This window comes from Niveispirillum sp. FG156 (assembly GCF_057809555.1).
On record NZ_JBMDKE010000058.1, the window covers coordinates 1 to 19,110 of the forward strand.

18 protein-coding genes are annotated in these 19,110 nt (G+C 63.8%); 1 reads left to right on the top strand and 17 read right to left on the bottom strand.

Annotation, left to right across the window (positions count from 1 at the left end):
* The first annotated feature begins 796 nt into the window (after positions 1 to 796).
* Positions 797 to 2,062 (top strand): hypothetical protein, encoded by a 1,266-nt coding sequence (locus ACODSP_RS26210; protein ID WP_488968464.1) that lies wholly within the window; start codon positions 797 to 799, stop codon positions 2,060 to 2,062.
* A gap of 3 nt (positions 2,063 to 2,065) precedes the next feature.
* Here the strand turns inward: ACODSP_RS26210 and ACODSP_RS26215 are convergent, their stop codons facing one another.
* The 17 genes from ACODSP_RS26215 to ACODSP_RS26295 form a co-directional block, all read right to left on the bottom strand.
* Positions 2,066 to 2,914, bottom strand: coding sequence for an OmpA/MotB family protein (locus ACODSP_RS26215; RefSeq protein ID WP_488968465.1), 849 nt, complete (start codon positions 2,912 to 2,914; stop codon positions 2,066 to 2,068).
* Positions 2,904 to 3,698, bottom strand: a complete 795-nt coding sequence (locus ACODSP_RS26220) for a motility protein A (RefSeq protein WP_488968466.1) — start codon at positions 3,696 to 3,698, stop codon at positions 2,904 to 2,906. Before ACODSP_RS26220 ends, ACODSP_RS26215 begins: the two co-directional genes overlap by 11 nt.
* A 70-nt stretch (positions 3,699 to 3,768) precedes the next feature.
* Positions 3,769 to 4,527 (bottom strand): hypothetical protein, encoded by a 759-nt coding sequence (locus ACODSP_RS26225; RefSeq protein WP_488968467.1) that lies wholly within the window; start codon positions 4,525 to 4,527, stop codon positions 3,769 to 3,771.
* The gene (locus ACODSP_RS26230; RefSeq protein ID WP_488968468.1) at positions 4,524 to 6,002 is read right to left on the bottom strand and encodes a F0F1 ATP synthase subunit alpha; all 1,479 of its coding nucleotides are present in this window, start codon (positions 6,000 to 6,002) and stop codon (positions 4,524 to 4,526) included. Before ACODSP_RS26230 ends, ACODSP_RS26225 begins: the two co-directional genes overlap by 4 nt.
* A complete protein-coding gene (locus ACODSP_RS26235) occupies positions 5,999 to 6,715 on the bottom strand; it encodes a F0F1 ATP synthase subunit B family protein (protein WP_488968469.1) in 717 nt (238 codons plus the stop codon). Before ACODSP_RS26235 ends, ACODSP_RS26230 begins: the two co-directional genes overlap by 4 nt.
* Before the next feature lie 4 nt (positions 6,716 to 6,719).
* On the bottom strand, positions 6,720 to 6,962 hold the full coding sequence (locus tag ACODSP_RS26240) for a F0F1 ATP synthase subunit C (protein ID WP_102114233.1): 243 nt from the start codon (positions 6,960 to 6,962) through the stop codon (positions 6,720 to 6,722).
* A 4-nt stretch (positions 6,963 to 6,966) separates the two neighbouring features.
* Positions 6,967 to 7,647: a F0F1 ATP synthase subunit A gene (gene atpB, locus ACODSP_RS26245; RefSeq protein ID WP_488968470.1), complete on the bottom strand. Its 681-nt coding sequence runs from the start codon at positions 7,645 to 7,647 to the stop codon at positions 6,967 to 6,969.
* On the bottom strand, positions 7,644 to 7,916 hold the full coding sequence (locus tag ACODSP_RS26250; RefSeq protein WP_488968471.1) for an N-ATPase subunit AtpR: 273 nt from the start codon (positions 7,914 to 7,916) through the stop codon (positions 7,644 to 7,646). Before ACODSP_RS26250 ends, atpB begins: the two co-directional genes overlap by 4 nt.
* Positions 7,906 to 8,184, bottom strand: coding sequence for an AtpZ/AtpI family protein (locus ACODSP_RS26255; RefSeq protein ID WP_488968472.1), 279 nt, complete (start codon positions 8,182 to 8,184; stop codon positions 7,906 to 7,908). Before ACODSP_RS26255 ends, ACODSP_RS26250 begins: the two co-directional genes overlap by 11 nt.
* Positions 8,181 to 8,588, bottom strand: coding sequence for a hypothetical protein (locus ACODSP_RS26260; protein ID WP_488968473.1), 408 nt, complete (start codon positions 8,586 to 8,588; stop codon positions 8,181 to 8,183). Before ACODSP_RS26260 ends, ACODSP_RS26255 begins: the two co-directional genes overlap by 4 nt.
* Positions 8,585 to 9,985, bottom strand: a complete 1,401-nt coding sequence (gene atpD, locus ACODSP_RS26265) for a F0F1 ATP synthase subunit beta (RefSeq protein WP_488968474.1) — start codon at positions 9,983 to 9,985, stop codon at positions 8,585 to 8,587. Before atpD ends, ACODSP_RS26260 begins: the two co-directional genes overlap by 4 nt.
* 382 nt (positions 9,986 to 10,367) lie before the next feature.
* A complete protein-coding gene (locus tag ACODSP_RS26270; protein ID WP_488968475.1) occupies positions 10,368 to 12,491 on the bottom strand; it encodes a putative bifunctional diguanylate cyclase/phosphodiesterase in 2,124 nt (707 codons plus the stop codon).
* Entirely contained in the window at positions 12,488 to 12,931 is a 444-nt protein-coding gene (locus tag ACODSP_RS26275; protein WP_488968476.1) for a response regulator, read from the bottom strand. Before ACODSP_RS26275 ends, ACODSP_RS26270 begins: the two co-directional genes overlap by 4 nt.
* On the bottom strand, positions 12,924 to 14,426 hold the full coding sequence (locus tag ACODSP_RS26280) for a sensor histidine kinase (RefSeq protein ID WP_488968495.1): 1,503 nt from the start codon (positions 14,424 to 14,426) through the stop codon (positions 12,924 to 12,926). Before ACODSP_RS26280 ends, ACODSP_RS26275 begins: the two co-directional genes overlap by 8 nt.
* A gap of 326 nt (positions 14,427 to 14,752) precedes the next feature.
* Entirely contained in the window at positions 14,753 to 16,102 is a 1,350-nt protein-coding gene (locus ACODSP_RS26285; RefSeq protein ID WP_488968477.1) for a hypothetical protein, read from the bottom strand.
* 284 nt (positions 16,103 to 16,386) lie between these two features.
* Positions 16,387 to 16,845, bottom strand: coding sequence for a (2Fe-2S)-binding protein (locus ACODSP_RS26290; RefSeq protein WP_488968478.1), 459 nt, complete (start codon positions 16,843 to 16,845; stop codon positions 16,387 to 16,389).
* 2 nt (positions 16,846 to 16,847) lie between these two features.
* The gene (locus ACODSP_RS26295; RefSeq protein WP_488968479.1) at positions 16,848 to 19,100 is read right to left on the bottom strand and encodes a xanthine dehydrogenase family protein molybdopterin-binding subunit; all 2,253 of its coding nucleotides are present in this window, start codon (positions 19,098 to 19,100) and stop codon (positions 16,848 to 16,850) included.
* Positions 19,101 to 19,110 lie beyond the last annotated feature (10 nt).

Below are 19,110 nucleotides of genomic sequence, written 5' to 3' on the forward strand. Positions count from 1 at the left end.
AGATTCTCACATCGACGCCATCTTGTGAATCCTTTGTCAGCGTCATTGCACTAGTCTGGCTGGTCCAGCTTCTTGCAGGCGGATGCTACACGGGTTTGTAAGAAATAGTAAATCAAATCAATGCAGTAAGCTTACTATAACGTCGGTCAGGTCGAGCCCCCGCATCCAGCCTGATACAAAAAATCCCTGTAATATCAGTAATTTATGGGGATTTTGCGTTTTGTGCCGGCTCTTTGCGATGAACCGGTATCTATAAAAATCAGCATGTTAGCTGCGCAGGTTCAAATTGAGGGAGCCGGCACCCGCATCCAACCTGCCAAGGCTCCTGGGGCATTAATGAGTTTGAGCGGCCAACAATCCCGGCATGTGTGTAGATGTCCCTGGTAATGCAAAAACAAAATTCTGACATCGTATCAACTGCGAGGAGTTCTATCCGTCGTGTGTCAGGTCTCTTGATGCAGCCTGATCGGGCCGCGGGCCAATATTCTACATATATTGACGTTGTTATTCATATTCTAATTTGTGTAAATATTAAAGAATTAGATGTTTTATATGAAATGTAGTTTATTTTTTTTAAAACATCAAATCACATTCAGTGTAAAGTCCTTGTTAATGATTTTTATAGTTTTATTAATTAATAATTTTCTTAAAAAACAATTAGTCCACATTTTTTATTCCACATTTTTTAGCTGATGGTGCTCTACACAGCGTGCCAAAGCTACGATGAAACCCTGTATACTGTGTTAACCATGGATATAATGGTATGTTTGGGCGTCGACATTAAGGGTAGATCGTGATGCAGAGCCTTTCTGGGTTGCTTGGAGCAGCAGAGCATTACCGCCGAGACAGACCAGAACGCCACGCCGTTATTCTCGACCTGTCCGGGTTACTGCATATTGAGGAGCCGGCTTTCCGGCGTACCCTGCGCCGCTGGCTGGCGGGCGATGAGAAGCCGGCGGTCGATGGCGCGAACGTCATTCTGTTCGATACTGGCAAGGACAAACTGGTCCTGTCCATTCCTGGCAGCCTTCTGACAGAACGCCGTCAGGCCCTGGGCCGTGTGGCGGAGGCGTTGGCGTCCCATCACCGGGGGGAGTTGCGGACGGCATGGTTCGATCTCTCGCGCGACGCTGACGGCTTCGCCGATGCGGTGCGGAATCTGGTTGAGCAGATGGGCAGCGAACAATATCCAGAAGCGCCGCCAGCGGCAGACGCCCTCGACAGGTTCATGGAGATGGAGCGCACGCTGCACGCGGTCGATCTCTCCTCCCTGTTGCGTGAACAGCTCATCTTCCGACTGGATGATGAGCAGGGGCCGATCCCGGTGATGGTGGAACGGACGGTTTCCATCGAGGCGCTGGACCGGCTGTTCGCCACCCATATGCGGCGAGAGCCCTGGCTGTTCGATCAGGCCACCGCGTTGCTGGACCGCCGCATGCTCTATGATCTGCTGCGGGACGATGCCGTTCACACGCTACCCATCGCCGTGAAGCTGCATGCTGCCACCGTGGCCGGAGAGGAATTCCGCGAGATGACGGCACGGTTCCCCGCCCGGCTGCATGGCAAGCTGGTGGTGGAGATGACCTTCCTGGAATGGGTTGCAGACCGGGAGCTGTATCGTAAGGCCATGATGCAGGCGCAGGCTGACGACGTCGCGGTCGCCATCGACCATGTCCCGATCCTGGCGCCATCGGATACCGAACTGCCGGTGGTCGACTGGTACCGTATCCCCTGGCTGGGGGAGGACGGGGCACCGGTGGACCTGTCCGGCGGTATCGCTTGGCTGGGGCCGGTTGCCCGTTCGCGCTGTATCCTGACGCGGTGCCGGGATGATCAGGCGTTGGAGGATGCTCGCACGCTGGGCTTTCGTTATGTCGAGGGGCCGGCTGCCACCCGTGCCTATCATGATGGGCTGAAGGTCGGTGACGATCAGCGCCGGGAACGCACGGCACCCGGTTCCGGCCAGACGAACAACCTTGGCGTGGAACCGCCGGACGAACCGGTCAAACCAACCTCATGGTGGTCACGGCTGTTTGGGCGCGGCGGTCGATCCGGCGACTGACCGTTACCGCGTGGCCGCATTGGCAGTCAGGGCATCGGTATCGACGACGATTTCCACACGCCGGTTTTCTGCCCGCCGGGCCGGATCGCCGGTGACCGGGCGGCTGTCGGCAAGGCCAAGGGCACCCAACCGGGCCGGGGGAACGCCCATGCCCGCCAGGGCCCGCACCACCGCCGCCGCGCGGGCTGCCGACAATTCCCAGTTGGAGGGGAAGCGGATGGTGCTGATCGCCAGATCATCGCTATGTCCTTCCACGGTGATGCTGCCTGGCAGGCTTACCAGCGATGGCGCCAGCGCGCGCAGCAGGTCGATCGCTGCCGGTTGCAATGTCGCGGAGCCTGACGCGAACAGTATGCGCTCACGCACCACGATGGTCACTTTGAGTTCCGTGGCGCTGATATCGACCTCCGGCGGTAGCCCCAGCGCCTCCAGCCGGTCCAGCCATTGTTTGTTGCCGGGAGTCAGCGACGGGGGGGCGGGCAGGCCCGGCGATGTCGGCACGGGTGCTGCGGGTGCCGCAGGCCGGGTGGGTTCAGGCACCATCTGCGCCGGCGCTGCCTGAACCGGCACGTCCTGTTGCAGCGCCTCTGTCACTGCCGTGGCTGCGGCACGCTCGGCCTCATTGGGAGCGGCAAGGCGCCCATCCATCCCCAGAATGGCCAGCATGCCCAGGAACACGGTCATCAGCACTGTGACCATGTCCATGTAGCTGATGACCCATTCCTCGCTCTCTTCTGCGGGTTCGGCGGAACGGGCGCTGACGGTGCGGTTCCAGCGCGCCGCAACCCGCGCCCGGTCGGCGTTCCGACGTGGGGCGGCGGTGGCAGGGCGGCGTTCCGGCTCAGCGGCCACGGCCCGCCTCCTCATGCACATCCATCAGATAAGTGGCCAGGGTTTCCTGGATGATGGAGGGGGAGCGGTTCAGATGCGCCAGAACCACGCCTTCCAGCAGGATGTTCAGTTGCGCCACATGCTCCGTTGTCCGCTGTTCCAACTTGATGGCCAGCGGCTTGAAGACCAGATTTGCCAGGATCAGACCATAGAGCGTGGCCAGCATCGCGATGGCCATGGACGACCCGATCAGACCGATATCGCCGCTGCCCAGTTGCTTCAGCATGCCGACCATGCCGGCCAGTGTACCCAGCAGGCCGAAGGCCGGCGCGAAGGATGCCAGCACCCGGAAGAACCGCGACTGCGCCTGTTCCGCCTCCGCCTGCTTCTGGATACGCCAGTTCATGACATGCATGACGTCGTCCAGCGACGCGCCATCGACCACCATTTGCAGGCCCAACTTCAGAAAGGGACTGCTGACCTTGCGAACCCGCTCATCGGCGGCAGCGATCTGCTTGCCATAAAGCAGCTTGGAGACATCCAGCAGGTCGGACACCTCCCGTTCCAGGCCGCCCGTGCCGCGAAAGACGGCAGCAATGGCGGACAGGGCGGCCCGAATTTCATCACCCCGGAAAGCCAGCAGCGCCACACAGATCACACCGCCGCCGACGATGACTAACCCTTCCTCATTATAGAAGAAGCGGGCATCGCCGCTGGCATGCGTCACGAACCAGAGAAGGCCGATCGTGGCAAGGATGCCCAACACGGACGTCAGGATGAAACGGGAGGAACCTGAACGGGCCATCGGCGGGAAACCATAAAAATTCACCTGCGGAACGAGTATCACCGTATGCGATCAGCAACTATGATTCATCTCAATGTTGCAGCGCCCGCCGGCCTGCCCAAAGATCGGCGATCTCCTGGCTGATACCATCCTGGCGCGCCATGGAAAGCTGTATCGATAGCGATGTGCACCGGTCGCGGATACGTTCCCTGGCCCCCTTCAGGGTAGCCAGTCGAGCTATCTGCTCTGCGATATGATTGGCCAGCAGCAGGCGCAGCAGCCGCGCCACGCGATCCTGCCGGCCTGCGGCGGCCACCAATTCCGGACCCGGCATCTGGGTCAGCAGATCATAACGGCCCGGCCGGCGGGGGAGCGGCGGCAGATCGGTACGCACAATCTCACGTCCCTGCGGCGACAGCACGGCGATACTGGCGCTGGCGGGGAGTGTGCCGGCCAGGGACGCGGCCAGGGCCGGCAATGCATCAACGCTGGTCGATGACGCCCTGACCTCCCCCACGGGCCAGTGCCGGGCGCGCAAGGCCGCCTCGGTGCGCGTGCCGACAACCAACGGGCACCACCCGTCGGGAAGTGCCGCTGCGATGCGGCCTGCCAAGCCCCCGGTGAAGCCGCCATCAGGTCCCAATACCAGCGTCACCACACCGTCCGCCACCGCCGGTTCGGGGTGCAGCAGGGCCATGACGTGTGCCGCCTCGCCCGCATAGGCGTCAAGCGCGGGCAGAAGGGACAAGGCCTTCTGCTGCTTGGCCGCCGTCAGGGACCGCAGCGCCTCCACCACACCCAGAAGGGCGTTCAGGGTTGAAAGCCGGTATTCAAGGGCGGCTACGCTCATTCGGCAGCGTCCTTGGCCTTGGCGATGATACGGCGCAGGGCATCCAGGTCGGTCGGGTCCGTGCCATCCACATGGGCCGCGATGGCGTCGCGCACCCGTTCCACAGTGGTCAGGTCCAGCCCGTCCGTCAGGTTCTCGTCATGGGCCAGCAGCAGGGCCACTTCCGCGCCTAAGCTGCGGGGTCGGCCCTGGCGCTGTGCCAGCAGAAGGCGCAGCCGCCGCCCCCTTTCCACGGTCTGGCGGGTGCGCTCGTCCACCAGCCCGCCAAAGCGGGTGAAGGCCTCCAGTTCCAGAAACTGTGCGTATTCCAGCTTCAACTGCTCCGCAAGCTGTCGCAGCACCTTGGGCTGGGTCCGCGCCCCTACCCGGCTGACCGAACGGCCGACATCCACGGCGGGGCGTTGGCCTGACTGGAACTGCCTGGCATCCAGAACGATCTGCCCGTCGGTGATGGAAATCAGATTGGTGGGGATATAGGCGGACAGGTTGCCTGCCTGCGTCTCCACCACCGGCAGGCAGGTGAGCGATCCGCCGCCCGCCGCTGCGGACAATTTTGCTGACCGTTCCAGCAGGCGCGCATGCAGATGGAAGATATCGCCGGGAAAGGCCTCGCGCCCCGGCGGGCGTTGCAGCAGCAGGCTGATCTGACGGTGCATGGCGGCATGTTTGGACAGATCGTCCAACACCAGCAGGGCATGCCGGCCCGTGTCGCGGAAGAACTCCGCCATGGTCATGGCCGCGAAGGGGGCGATCCATTGCAATCCCGGAGCGGTATCGGGTGCAGCGACGACGACAATGGCGCGCTCCATCAACCCCGCCATCTTCAGGCTGGTGATGACATCGGCGACGGCGGAGGCTCGCTGACCGATGGCGCAGTAGATGGGGACGATGTTGGTTCGCGCCTGGGCCAGCATGGCATCGATAGCGATGCTGGTTTTCCCGGTGGCCCGGTCGCCCACGATCAGTTCACGCTGTCCCCGCCCGATCGGGTACAGCGCATCAATGATGGTGGTGCCGGTCGGCAATGTCTCGGCCACCGTGCCACGGTCGGTCAGGTCGGGGGCCGCCCGTTCGACCGGGTCCATCCGGTCTGGCACGGGGGCCGGCCCACCGTCAAGCGCCCGGCCCATCGGATCAATGACCCGGCCCAGCAGCCCGTTTCCCACCGGCACGCGCAGAACGCCCTCGGCCACGGACACGGGGTCGCCGGCCCTGATGGCATTGCCATCGCCCAGCAGCAGACAGCCCAGCCGGTCCTGATCCAGGTCCAGCACCAGACCGGGCACGCCGCCGGGCAGGGTCAGCATGCCGTCCGCCGGCGCGTTCTCCAGCCCGCTGATCAGAGCGATGCCGTCACCGATATGGCTGACACGACCGCGTTGCCGCCAGCCGGGTGGTGGCAACGGATTTGCCGAAAGCCGGTTCCGCTGTCGCCCCGTCCATTCCGTCAGTGCCAGGGAGAGTGCGCCGGTCATGCTTGCAGCCCCTCACGCGCCGCTGTCAGGGCGGCGCGCCAGCTATGTTCGATCAGGTTATGAGGTGCGGACAGTTCCACCCCGGCGATCAGGTCTGGATCGACCACCCATTCTACCCGGTCCGGCGGCAGCAAGGGCAACAGCGCCTGACGCCGTTCCTCCGGCCAAGGGCGGGCAATGGTGAGGGTTATCGGTCCATCCAGGCCCAGCAGTGCTGCCTTCCGGTCAGGCTGCATGCCCGCCAGTTCGGCGGTCAGGGCGGTGGCGAAGACTTGATCCGCTAATTCCGGCTGCGCATCGGTCAGCAGACGCGTTGCGAGGGCCACGGCCAGTTCACCCGCCCGCACGCTCAGCTCCGTTTCGGCCTGTCGCCGTTCGGAGTTGATCCGGTCGGCTGCCGCCTGCCGCAACGCGTCCGCCGATTGCCGTGCGGCATCCAGGATGCGCCGCCGCTCCGCCTCTGCCGCCTCATGGGCGTCGGCCCGAAGGCGGGCGGCATCGCTGGCAAGGGCGGCCCGGTCAGCCGCGACGGCATCCCGCGCCGCCTGTGCCTCGGCCAGGGCACCTTCGGCGTCCCGCCGCCTGGCCGTTTGCGCCGCTTCCCGCCGGTCGATGGCGGCCAGCACGGGCCGGAACAGGAACCGCCGCAACAACAGGACAAGCGCCAGGAAGTTGACCAGCTGCAACGCCAGTGTCGTTGGGTCCAGATGCATGGCGTCAGCCCACGAACGGATTGGCGAACAGCACCAGCAGGGCGATCACCAGACAATAGATGGCCGTCGTTTCGATCATCGCCAGCCCCACGAACAGGGTCCGGGAAATGGTGTTGGCGGCATCGGGCTGGCGGGCGATGGCGTCCAGGGCGGCGGCGACCGCCCGTCCTTCCGCCAGGGCGGGGCCGATGGCACCGAAGCTGACGGCCAGGGCGGCGGCCAGGATACTGATCATCTCAATGGTCATGGGGTCAGCCCTTCTCAATAGAACCGATAGCCCCGCCAATAAAGACGGCGGCCAGAATGGTGAAAATGTAGGCCTGGATCAGGCCCAGCAGCGCCTCCAGCGCCATCAACGGCACCGGCACCAGGAACCCCGCCAGCGACAGCACAATGGCGATGACGAATTCCCCGCTCATCACATTCCCGAACAGGCGCAAAATCAGGGACAGGGTGCGGGTCAGTTCCGACAGCAGGTTCAAGGGCAGCATCCACCAGCGCGGATGCGCAAAGCTGCCCAGGTAGGCCCGCCAGCCGCGACGGTACACGCCCAGCACATGCACCGATCCGAACACCACTAGGCCCAAGGCGATGGCCGTTTCCAGATGCGCCGTCGGTGCCCCCAGGCCCGGGACCAGTCCCATCAGGTTGCCGGTCGCGATGAACAGGAACAACCCGCCCAGCAACGGCAGGAAAGGGCGGCTGTCGGTCTGCATGACCTGATCCAGTTCAGCGCGCAGCAGATCGACAACGGCCTCTACACTTGTCCCCAGCCGCCCGGCGCGTTCGGTCGCCACCCGGGCGGACAGGCCGATGCCCAGCGCCGTCAGCAGCAGGCTGCATAAAAGGGCGTACAGCACGGGCCAGGTGATGGGGAAGGGACCCAGGGCAAAGGCAACCGGCGCGTCAAAGGGGGCAGGCAGCTCCATCATGCTCTCCCATATCGGCGCATGAGCAGCGGCCGCACCAGCAGGAAGCCGGCCAGCACCCCCAGCAGCGACAAGGCACCTCCCGTCAGTACCATCGTCAGCAGCGTCGCCGTCACAACGCCCAGGCGCCCAAGATGCAAGGCCGCTGCCACCACTGCCTGTCCGGTGGCGTAAAGGCGCGTGTTCAGTGCCAAAAGGTGGAAGAACAGCCAACCCCCGCCGGCCCCTGCGACCAGGCCAAGGGCAGCCCCGATCCAGGTTTCAGTCATCATGATGCCCCTCATCAATACGTCGCCACGCCGCCCAGCAGCCCACGAACACACCCGTGAACAGCAGCGACAGGGTCCAGAACTGTCCATCGCCCGTCCGATCCAGCCAACGGCCCAGGAACAGGCCGGCAAGTGGTGGCAGCACGATCAGCCAGCCCAAGGTGCCGATCAGCGCCAGGGTCGCCCCGGTGCCGCGCCGTTTCTCTGCCGCCGCTCGTTCCTGTTCACGTTGCGCGCGGCGGATCGGGTCGATGAGGTCAGGATCGGTCATGCGTCACCCGCTTTACCGCCCGTGACACTGTCCAGAAGATGATGCACCAGGGCCGCGTGCAATGTGCGCTCCTGCGCTTCACCTTCCCGCTGCCGGTTAAGGCTGGCCGCCTTTTCCGTTGCCACCCGCGCTGCGAGCGGGGCGAGGTCCGGCCCCACCGCCGCTCTGGGAGAGGTCACCTGCACGCCCTCGCGGTCGACCCGCAGCATCCCACCCGCAACAGCCGCATAGAGCACGGCCCCATGTTCTGTACGAAGCGTCAGAACGCTGGACGGCAGGGCCGTCAGGAACGGCGCATGACCCGGCTTTATGCCAAACGCCCCGCTCTCATCGCGCGCTAAAATCGCGGTTATGTCCGGCCGGTCCAGGATGGTGGCCAGGGGAGTCAGGATATGCAGCCTCATCCCTTGCCTCCCCCGGTTTCGCGTGCTTGGGCGTCGGCCAAGGTGCCGGTCATGTACAGGGAGGATTCAGCCCAGCCATCGGCATCGCCGTTCAGGATCGCCTCACACCCGGCCAGGGTATCCTGGATATCAACGCTGACCCCCAGACGGCCCGTAAAACCGCCGGTGACGTGGAAGGGCTGGGTCAGGAAGCGCAGCAGGCGGCGGGCCCGTCCCACGACCTGTCGATCCGCCATCGACAATTCATCCACCCCCAGCAGGGCGATGATATCCTCCAGCGCACGATACTGCGCGATCGCGGCCCGCACGGCGGCGGCCACCCGGTAATGGCGTTGTCCCAGCAGATCCGGGTCCATCAGGCGGGTGGAGGATGCCAGGGGTTCAACGGCGGGATAAAGCCCCTCCGCTGCCACCGCCCGCGACAGCACGATGGACCCGTCCAGATGGCTGAACAGTTCGGCCACGGCAGGGTCGGTAAAATCATCGGCGGGAACATACACTGCCTGGATGGCGGTGATGGCGGCACCCGCGACCGATGCGATGCGTTCCTGCAGCATCCCGATCTCGCCCGCCATGGTCGGCTGATAACCGACGCGGGCCGGCATATGGCCCAGCATGCCGGCAATCTCCGCACCCGCCTGTACGAAGCGGAAGACATTATCCATCAGCAGCAGCACATCGCGGCCCATGACATCCCGGAAATATTCCGCCTGCGTCAGGGCGGTCAAGCCGGCGCGCCAGCGGGCACCGGGCGGTTCCGCCATCTGCCCCAGCACCATGACGGTCCGTTCCAGAACGCCCGAGCCGCGCATATCGTCCAGCAGTTCCGCCGCCTCCCGCGACCGCTCCCCGATCCCGGCAAAGACCGAAAGGCCATCGTCACGCTCCACCACGGTACGGATCAGTTCCATGATCAGCACGGTCTTGCCGACGCCCGCACCACCAAACAGCGCTGTCTTGCCCCCGCGCGCCAGCGGTGCCAGCAGGTCGATGATCTTGATGCCGGTCCATTGCGGCTCCAGCCGGGGAGATCGCCTGGACAAGGGCGGTGACGGCTGATGAATGGACCGAAGCGGCGCGTCGGCGGGTAGCGGGCCAAGGCCATCCAGGGGGCGCCCGACAACATCGACAACCCGGCCCAGAAGATGGGGACCCACCGGGACCGACAGCCCGCTGCCCGTGCGGGCGGCGGCGTCCCCCCGCTTTAGACCCGCCGTGTTATCCAGGGCCACCGCGCGCACCCTGTCTGCCGACAGATGCGAGCGAACCTCCGCCGGTATGGCTCCACGGACAAGCAACACTTCGTCCAGTTCCGGCAACCCATGTGAGAACTGAATATCCAGCACTGACCCACGGATGGCTTGAACTTTCCCTGAGTGTGGATCGGCAACGGTCATAATTGTCTGATCTCAACGGCGACAACGACAACCATACGTTAATGCCGATCCGCACCTCTGGAACTGATACAGGTCAATTTGGCTACGATTTGATCCGCAAATATTTGTGGAGACAGAATATCGGGATGCAAACCCGATCAAGCTGGTTACGTGACAATGATTTGTAAATTACCGGAAGTTGAAACGGACGCGCGTTGTGTTCGATGCCCCATGTTCTGACGGAGTGTGTCTCGCTGTCAGCCCATAAGTTACTGTGATCTGCGGGAACCGGCGAGCCATCAGTTCCGGTGCCTGCATTATGTCAATGTAGCCTTGAAAGGAGGATATCATCGGATGGCCAGCAACAGCTGCTCAATGGTGCCCTGCTCGTTCTGGCCCGCCATCACCCCAGCAACCGCCCCTGGTGTAGCAGCAGTTCCATCGCCGCCGCCGGCACCGGCTTGCTGAACAGGTAGCCCTGCAGGGCGTCGCATTGATAGGCGCGCAGGTAGATCAGCTCTTCCTGCGTTTCCACCCCTTCTGCCACCACCTGCTTGTGCATCGCATGCGACATGGCAACGATGGCCTGGACCAGGGCCGCATGCTCGGCTGCCTTGGTCATCTGGCTGATGAAGAACCGGTCCACCTTTACGGTGTCGATAGGCAGTTCCGACAGGCGGCTGAACACCGAATGTTCCATGCCGAAATCATCCAGCGCAAAGCTGACACCCAGGCTGGCCAGATCCGTGATGTTGCGATGGACCAGGTCATCGTCGCGGATGATGGTGCTTTCCGTCAGTTCCAGCTTCAGCGCCGTGGGCGGCAGGCCGGACTGGTCCAGCAAGGACCGCACACGGACGCTGAAGTCCCGGTGCATGAGTTGTATGCCCGACACATTGACGGATATCGGGAAATCGCACAGGCCGGCGGCCCGCCAAAGCGCCGTCTGCTTCAGCGCTTGGCGCAGGACCTCCTGCCCCAGCTCCACGATCTGGCCTCCCTGTTCGGCGGCGGGGATGAAATCAGCCGGCGAGATTAGGCCGCGGACCTCATGCTGCCAGCGCACCAGCGCCTCCGCCCCTATGATGTGGTGGCGCACCGGATGCACCAGTGGCTGATAGAACAGCGTAATCCGGTCATTCGTCAGGGCGGCGGCCAGCTCGGTCTGTATCCATTGGCGCTTCACCGCCCGTTCCGTCATCTCCGCGGCGTAGTAGCAGAAGGGTGCGCGCGACGGTTTCACTTCGTGCAGGGCGGTACTGGCATGTTGCAGCATCTCCGTCGCGTCGCTGGCATCGGTCGGATATAAGCTGATACCGACATGCGCGCGGCGCGACATCTGCATGCCATCCACCGTGAAGGGAAGGCTGAAGGCCGCCTGCAACTGCCATAATCGCTGGTCCAGGTCGGCCGGGGCATCGGGCAGCAGCAGGCAGAAATAGGCACCTTCTAACCTCGCCAGTACCTCGCCGGGTTTCAGAAGCTGGCGCAGCCGATCCGCCACGGCACGGATGAGCGCATCGGTAGCCGCCAATCCCCATCCATCCTGGAAATCGGTAAAGGCCTCCAGCCCCAGGCAGAACAAGGCCACGCGCCGATCTTCCAACGGTTTGGCCAGCGTTTCGATCAGGAGCCGGGTGAAATGAGCCCGGTTGGGCAGATCGGTCACCGGATCGAAATAGGCGAGATGGTCGCGCACCGCCTCCGCCGCCTTTAGTTCCGTCACGTCCAGCGCAATGCCATCCCATTGCACCGATCCATCGGACAGCTTTTCCGGCTGTGATTGCGACCGCAGCCAGCGGGTGCCGCCGGACGCGGTCGACAGCCGGAATTCGACGATCATGGGTTCCATCGTTGCCGCCGACAGAGCCATGGCATCCCGATAGGTCTTGCGATCATCGGGATGGATGGCACGCAGTAACGTGGCCCCGGACGCCGTTACCAGCGGACTGGTGGCCGGGTCGCCCAGGTCGCCGGTATCGATGAAATCAGCCAGCAACTCCTTCTGCATGTAGGTATACCTGAGGCTCCCGTCGGCCTGCATATACCGACGGAAGATGATGCCGGGGATATTTTTGGCGATGCCACGCAGCACCAAGTCGCTTTGCTGGCGTGCCTGTTCGATCACGCGGTTCTGGCGGCGTGTCGTGGCAGCGGCCAATTCGCGCTCGATGGCGGGGCGCAGCCGGGCGATGCGGTCCTTCAGCACCAGATCCGCGGCACCGGCATGCATGACGGCCACCGCCAACTCCTCGCCGATGGTCCCCGTCACCACGATCAATGACAGGTCCGGGTCGTGCGCATGGACCAGGAGGGTTACCTCCAGGGGGGAAAGCGATGGCATGGAATAATCGCACAGCACGATGTCGAAGGTTCGCTCGGCCAATGCCGCAACGACGGCGTCCCGATTATCGACATGGTGGGCCTCCAGCTGCATGCCCCCCCGGCGCAGGCTTTCCATCAACCAGGCGGCGTCAAGGTCGCTGTCCTCCACCAGCAGGATGCGAACGGGATCAGCCCCTTTCATGACCGGTCCTCTGGGAATGGCTGATTGATCAGCGTCCAATAAAGACCAAGCTGTGCCACCTTGGTGGAGAAGCGGCCGAAATCCACCGGCTTGCGGACATAGGAGTTCACGCCCAGGCGATAGGAGCGGACGATATCCTCCTGCTCGTCCGACGAGGTGAGGATGACCACGGGAATGTGCTGGCTGCGCGGGTCGTTCTTCAAACGGCGCAGCACCTCCAGCCCATCGATCTTCGGCAGCTTCAAATCCAGCATGATCACCACGGGCGGCGGCGGGATGGGATCGTTGGGGCCGGCATCGCCGAAGATATGGGCCAGCGCCTCCACCCCGTCATGGGCGATGTCGATGGGGTTGGTGACATGCGCCGATTTCAGGGCCCGTAGGATCAGGGCCTCGTCATCGGGATCGTCTTCAACGATCAGCAGCCGCCCGTCAGCCATGTGCCTCTTCCCCGCTGTTGAGTGTGAAGGACACCAACGTGCCCTTACCCGGTTCGGACTGGATTTCGATATTTCCGCCGTGCCGGCGGATGATCCGCGCGACGGTCGCCAGTCCGATGCCCGTGCCCTCGAACTCATGCGTGGCATGCAGCCGTTGGAACGGAGAGAACAGCTTGTCGGCATAGGCCATGTCGAACCCGACGCCATTGTCGGACACCTGGTAAACCACCTGCCCGCCCCGCCGCGTGCTGGCGAAGCCGATGACGGGGGCGGCCGTGCGGCTGGTGAATTTCCAGGCATTGCCCAGCAGATTATCCAGTACCACCCGCATCAGCCGCGGATCGGCCACGTCCAGCAGACCGGGCGCGATCACCACCTGGACCGGGCGATGCGGATTGTGATGGCGCAATTCTTCCACGACAATGTTGGCGATGGCGGACAGATCGACGGCGATGGGGGTGATGCCGCTGCGGGTGACGCGCGACAGCTTCAGCAGGTCGTCGATCAGTTGCCCCATGCGCACGGCACCCCGCCGGACGCGAGCCAGATAATCCTTTCCCCGATCATCCAGGATATCGTCGTAATCCTCCAGCAATGCTTGGCTGAACCCATCCATGCTGCGCAGAGGTGCCCGCAGGTCATGCGAGACGGAATAGGCAAAAGCCTCCAATTCCTGATTGACCACCTCAAGGTCGCGGGTGCGCGCCTCCAGCCGGTCATTCATGCGCTGCAAGCGTTGCACCCGGTCGGAAATATCGACGATGGCCGACAGGACCATCGGCCCCTCATCCATGGTGATGGGGTTCAAACCGATTTCCACGGGAAACTCACTGCCATCCTTGCGGCGCGCAAACAGGTCGCGGCCAGCCCCCATGGGGCGCGAGCCATGGCCATGATGGAAGAACCCGCCGCGCAGGCCCGGATGGGCGGCGCGGTGCCGGTCGGGCACCAGTATCTCCACCGGGCAGCCCAGCAGTTCGGACCGGTCATAGCCGAACAGCCGCTCCACCTGGGCATTGACCATGACAATCCGACCGTCGCCATTGATCATCACCATGGCGTTGGGTGCGGCTTCCACCACTTGGCGGAACCGTTCCGCCGATTGCCGGCGTAAGGATAGATCGACGATGGCCGACAGGATCATCGGCCCGTCAGATGTCTGGATGGGGTTCAGACCGATCTCCACGGGAAATTCCGTCCCGTCGCGGCGCAGGGCGTACAGGTCGCGACCTACCCCCATGGGGCGGGGGCTCGGATTCCGGGTGAAGGTGGTACGCAAGGCCGGGTGATGCCCCCGGAACCGCGCCGGCACCAGCATCTCGACAAGCTGGCCCAGCATCTCCGACCGGTCATAGCCGAAAACCCGCTCGGCCTGGCCATTGACCATGACGATGCGCCCCTGGCCGTCGATCATCACCATGGCGTTGGGCGCAGCCTCCACCACCAACCGGAACGGCTCGTCCGGTGGATCGACAGTGGCGCCAATCTGCGGCATATCCTGCACCAGCCGGCCTCCAGCATCCTGATGGCAACGAACCAACGCGGTCCTGCTGTATTAGCAGATGATTATTTTAGTCGATAAATCATTCATCCGCCGACAATCTTTTGGTTAATATGGCATTCGTATTAGATTGTGCTTCCTGTGCCACATGCGCCAGATGATTGCAGTTGGAATTCGATCTAAGCTGACTGATACGGAACACCAGCATGCAAAGGGAGGGGGCACCAGGATGATAATATTGAGGCCCACCGCCAACCGGCCGCCTTACGATCCGCTTGGGCGTTACCGTTCGTCTGCGATTCTGCTGGCAGAGATGGCGCTCAACGCTGGAAATCGGCCAGCGACCGACGAACGGCGTGTTCAGGCACCTCGGTCCAACCACCGATCAGGTCTCCTGACAGGAAGCTGATGCCCGCGTCCTCGCACAGGGCCTCCATGGCCATGTTGTCGACACCTTCGACAGAGGTCAGCAACCGGTTCTTGGCGGCGATGGCACCAAAACGCAGCAGGTCGGCACGATAGCGGTCGGCCGAGCAGCCGGGCGGCAGCAACACACAGGCCACCTTGACGCCGGCGGCAGCCAGGGTGGGCAAGTCGTTACCGGCAGGGTCCACCACGACCATGATGGTGCGGCTGTAGGGACGCAGGGTGCTCACCATTTCGGCCAGACGGCCCGTGGGCACGCCCGCCGGCACCCCGCAAAGGTGAAAGGTCATGAAACTGCGCATATGCGTCGGGATGTCCTGCAGGACGTTCACCAGTTCGCGGCGGCGTCCCAGGACAGCCAGGCTCTCGAAATGAATCGGCAATGAAAGGAAAAAGCGGAACCGGTTTTCGTAAAGCTCAGCAGCTTCGCTCACCGCCTCCTGGATCAGATGCATGTCCATGCCCAGGATCTGCTGCGGATCCTCGGGGTCCTGCAGCCCGTCATACCCCCAGAGCGGGCAACGCCCGGCTCGCATCCGGCCTGAGCGGGCGATAAAGACAGACAGGACCTGTTGCTTGACGTCCCACACCGGGCGATAGCGCACCTCGATCGGGCCCGCATCTTCGGCGCGGCGGGTGCGGATGCCGATGGGACGGTCGAGGCTGGCGCTGGCCTCCGCCACTCCCTGTGTCAAATGCATCGAGGCATTGTCCAGCATCTGCTTCAGGCTGGCGGGAACCAGCATGACCTCCGACCCGATCTCATGCATGGCGGTGCGCACCATGATGGTGGCGGTATCGGCTTCCCCCAGCAGCATGATCTGCAATTCTTCCACCACCTTGGCACAGATCAGGCGTGCCTGTTCGGGCCCCAGTTGGGCGAAGACGACCACATAGACTTCGCCCTCATGGCGGAACCACGTATCTTGAGGGCCGAGATAGCTTTCAAGCAGCTTTGCTGTCAGCAGGTGCACCCGGTCGGCCACGGTCCCCCACCGCCCGCCCAGCCGGGCCCGGAGGCTTTCCAGCCCCACCAGGTGGAGGCTACCGGCCTGGGTGGGATCACGGCGGGAGAAAATGCGCCGCAACACCTCGACGGCGTTCTGGTCAGCCCGGGGCGGCGCGGTGACTTCAGGTTGCTTGGTGGCTGGGATGGGGGCGCTGCCTGGAGAACCGCTGCTGGCGGGACCCGAAGCGGGCTCGTCATGCAATGCCGCCAGCATGTTCTTGAAGAACCCGAACATGGAACCGCCCTCCCGGTTTTATTGACCAAGGAATCCTACATCCGCATAGCCGGGCGCGGGCCTGCCCAAAGGGTTATATGATCCTTTGCTAATCCAATACGGCAACCCTGACGTTGCTTTTCGCGTGACCCGGATTGCGGTTGGTTCAAGCGACCCGCCGAAGCCGGTTGTGACAGCGCGCGACGGAGGCGGTTCCCGACATTGCTGACACCTCTGTCGCCAGAAGACAGGTGGAACGCCTGTCTTCTGGCGAGCCGATAATGGTCCGGCGGGCGTTCGGGCTCTTACCCCGCCGCCCGGTGGATGGCTTTGCGTATCCGGTTATAGGTGGCGCAGCGGCAAATATTGGTCATGGTGGCATCGATATCCGCATCGCTGGGCCGGGGTTTCTCGGCCAGCAGGGCCGCGGCGCTCATCATCTGTCCGGCCTGGCAATATCCGCATTGGGCGACATCCTCGGCGATCCAGGCCTCCTGTACCTTGTGCAAGCCGCCGCCCGCGGCCAACCCCTCGATGGTGGTCACGCGGGCCCCTTCGGCGGCGGAAAGCGGCAGGCCACAGGATCGCACGGGCTGGCCATCGACATGCACCGTGCAGGCGCCGCACTGGCCGATGCCACACCCATATTTGGTGCCCTTCAGTTCCAGGTCTTCCCGCAGATACCACAGCAACGGCGTGTCGGGATCGCCGTCGAACTGCCGGAGGACGCCGTTAACGGTCAATCGTATCAGGTTCCTGCTCATATTCATGCTCCGAGCTGGTCGGCGATGGGCAGCCGGCGGATGCGCCGACCGGTGGCCGCGAAGATGGCGTTGGTGAGGGCGGGGATGACCGGGGGCAGCGCGATTTCACCCGTGCCGTTGGGCGGCAATGCGCTGTCGATGATGTGGGTTTCCATATGCAGGGGCGCATCATTGATGCGCATGAACGGATAGGTGTCGAAATTGCGCTCGACGACGGCACCGCCTTCGATATGGATGCCCAGCCGCAGCGCCGTGGAAATGCCGTCGAGCGCCCCGCCTTCGACCTGCTTTTCGATGCCGGCGCGGTTGATCGGGGTGCCGCAATCGATGGCGCTGATCACCCGCAGCACCCGCACGCGTCCTTCCGTCACCTGCACCTCCACCACATGGGCGCAGTATCCACCGAAGGTAAAGTGGCAAGCGATACCCCGCCCGACACCAGCCGGCGGCGGTTGGTCCCAACCAGCCTTGTCAGCGGCCAGTCGCAGCACAGCGGCCAAGCGGCCGGTACTGATCATGTCGGCGCCATACCCATCCTCGTTGGGAACGTCGCGCGCCGGTTCCAGCAGGGCAAGCCGGAAACGCAGCGGATCGGCGCCGGCTTCGTGCGCCAACTCGTCCATGAAGCTCTGGATGGCGAAGCAGGTGACATTGTGCCCCGGTCCCCGCCACGCCCCATAGGTCATGCCATGTTTGGTTTCCGGATGGCGGAAGGTCCGCCCCCGGAAACCTTCGATCAGATGGCGCGGCGGCCCATCCACCTGAAAGCCGAAGCCCAGGGCCGCGCGGTTGTAGTTCCAGGCGACCAGCCGGCCGTTGGCGTCAAGGCCGCCCTCGATGCGCTGGATGCTGGCGGCGTTGAAGGCGTCGCAGGCGAAGTCATCGTCGCGCGTCCAGGTCACCTTCACCGGTTGCTGAAGCAGGTGCGACAGGTGGATCGCCTCGGAAATGAAGTCACGCACCGCTTTGCGCCCGAACCCGCCGCCCATGCGCGCCGCATCCACCGTGACCTTCAGCGGATCGGCCCCCGTGACCTCGGCGGCGCAGCGGGCGATGGTGTCAAGATATTGGTGAGCCGCGATGACATGCAGCTTGTCGGGCCGCATGTCGGCGACGGCACTGTGCGGCTCCATGCAAGCATGGGCGTAGGGCGGCACGACATACTCGGCGGAAATCCGGCGCGCCGCCTTGGCCATGGCCGCATCCACATCACCGCTCACCCGCTCCGCCAGGGGCGCGACGCCGCTATCCAGCGCCCGACGCATCTCCTTTTCCTGGAATTCGGTACTCTCATGGGTGAACGGACTTTCCCACCGCACCGACAAAAGATCGCGAGCTTTCAACGCCGCCCAAAGGCTGCGGGCCACCACGGCCACCGCCCCATGCAAATTGACCTCACTGTCCGCGGGCCGCTCCTGGCCGGACCAACTGCGCTTGATGGTGATGATATCAATGACGCCGGGGACCGCGCGGGCGGCGCGGTCATCGACGGAGGCGGCGTTGCCCCGGAACAGGGGACAGTGCAGCAGCACGGCATGCAGCATGCCGGGCATCCCCTGGTCGATGCCAAAGATGGGCTGACCAGTGGCGATGGCATGCCCATCCTTGCCGGCTTGGTGGCTGCCCAGCAGGGTGAACCGGTCGGGAGATTTCAAGGTGAGGCTGTCCTGTGCCGCGGGTGGCAGGGCTGCGGCCATCTCCAGCAGATCGGCATAGGCAAGCCGCCGGGCGCCAGCCGGGTCCAGGACATGGCCGCGTTCCGTGCGCAGGCCTGTGGCCGACAGCTTCCAGCGGGCGGCGGCGGCGCGCACGAACTGATCGCGGACCTGTGCCCCGACCTGGCGCAGCAGGGTGAAATTCTTGCGGACCGTATGGCTGCCGCCGGCCCCCTGATAGGCATGGGCATAATCGGTGCCCTTGATCGCGACGTCGCTGACTTTGTCGCCCTCCTTCACCGCTCGCAGCGCCAGCGGCATCATATGCACGCTGACCCGTGACCAGTCGGCATCCATCTCCTCGGCCACGATCATCGGCAGGCTGGTGAAGACCCCTTGGCCCATTTCAGCCGTCGGGGCGCCGATGACGACGCTGTTATCGGGGTTGACGCGCACGAACAGGCCGATATTGGGGGCGAACCCGCTGGCGGTGGCGGCCTGCGCCGCCGCCGGGGCCAGGCCGGTCAGCCAACCCAAGGGCAGTGTGGCGATCAGCGCGCCGCCCCACAGGGAGACGTGCAGGAACTGCCGCCGGGCCATGGCCGGGGGA

What these genes read in the sequence shown, in the direction of transcription:
- ACODSP_RS26210 (WP_488968464.1), top strand. Translation starts at nt 797, where the DNA reads ATGCAGAGCCTTTCTGGGTTGCTTGGAGCAGCAGAGCATTACCGCCGA.
- ACODSP_RS26220 (WP_488968466.1), bottom strand. Translation starts at nt 3,698, where the DNA reads ATGGCCCGTTCAGGTTCCTCCCGTTTCATCCTGACGTCCGTGTTGGGC.
- ACODSP_RS26225 (WP_488968467.1), bottom strand. Translation starts at nt 4,527, where the DNA reads ATGAGCGTAGCCGCCCTTGAATACCGGCTTTCAACCCTGAACGCCCTT.
- ACODSP_RS26230 (WP_488968468.1), bottom strand. Translation starts at nt 6,002, where the DNA reads ATGACCGGCGCACTCTCCCTGGCACTGACGGAATGGACGGGGCGACAG.
- ACODSP_RS26235 (WP_488968469.1), bottom strand. Translation starts at nt 6,715, where the DNA reads ATGCATCTGGACCCAACGACACTGGCGTTGCAGCTGGTCAACTTCCTG.
- ACODSP_RS26240 (WP_102114233.1), bottom strand. Translation starts at nt 6,962, where the DNA reads ATGACCATTGAGATGATCAGTATCCTGGCCGCCGCCCTGGCCGTCAGC.
- atpB (WP_488968470.1), bottom strand. Translation starts at nt 7,647, where the DNA reads ATGATGGAGCTGCCTGCCCCCTTTGACGCGCCGGTTGCCTTTGCCCTG.
- ACODSP_RS26250 (WP_488968471.1), bottom strand. Translation starts at nt 7,916, where the DNA reads ATGATGACTGAAACCTGGATCGGGGCTGCCCTTGGCCTGGTCGCAGGG.
- ACODSP_RS26255 (WP_488968472.1), bottom strand. Translation starts at nt 8,184, where the DNA reads ATGACCGATCCTGACCTCATCGACCCGATCCGCCGCGCGCAACGTGAA.
- ACODSP_RS26260 (WP_488968473.1), bottom strand. Translation starts at nt 8,588, where the DNA reads ATGAGGCTGCATATCCTGACTCCCCTGGCCACCATCCTGGACCGGCCG.
- atpD (WP_488968474.1), bottom strand. Translation starts at nt 9,985, where the DNA reads ATGACCGTTGCCGATCCACACTCAGGGAAAGTTCAAGCCATCCGTGGG.
- ACODSP_RS26270 (WP_488968475.1), bottom strand. Translation starts at nt 12,491, where the DNA reads ATGAAAGGGGCTGATCCCGTTCGCATCCTGCTGGTGGAGGACAGCGAC.
- ACODSP_RS26275 (WP_488968476.1), bottom strand. Translation starts at nt 12,931, where the DNA reads ATGGCTGACGGGCGGCTGCTGATCGTTGAAGACGATCCCGATGACGAG.
- ACODSP_RS26280 (WP_488968495.1), bottom strand. Translation starts at nt 14,426, where the DNA reads ATGCCGCAGATTGGCGCCACTGTCGATCCACCGGACGAGCCGTTCCGG.
- ACODSP_RS26285 (WP_488968477.1), bottom strand. Translation starts at nt 16,102, where the DNA reads ATGTTCGGGTTCTTCAAGAACATGCTGGCGGCATTGCATGACGAGCCC.
- ACODSP_RS26290 (WP_488968478.1), bottom strand. Translation starts at nt 16,845, where the DNA reads ATGAGCAGGAACCTGATACGATTGACCGTTAACGGCGTCCTCCGGCAG.
- ACODSP_RS26295 (WP_488968479.1), bottom strand. Translation starts at nt 19,100, where the DNA reads ATGGCCCGGCGGCAGTTCCTGCACGTCTCCCTGTGGGGCGGCGCGCTG.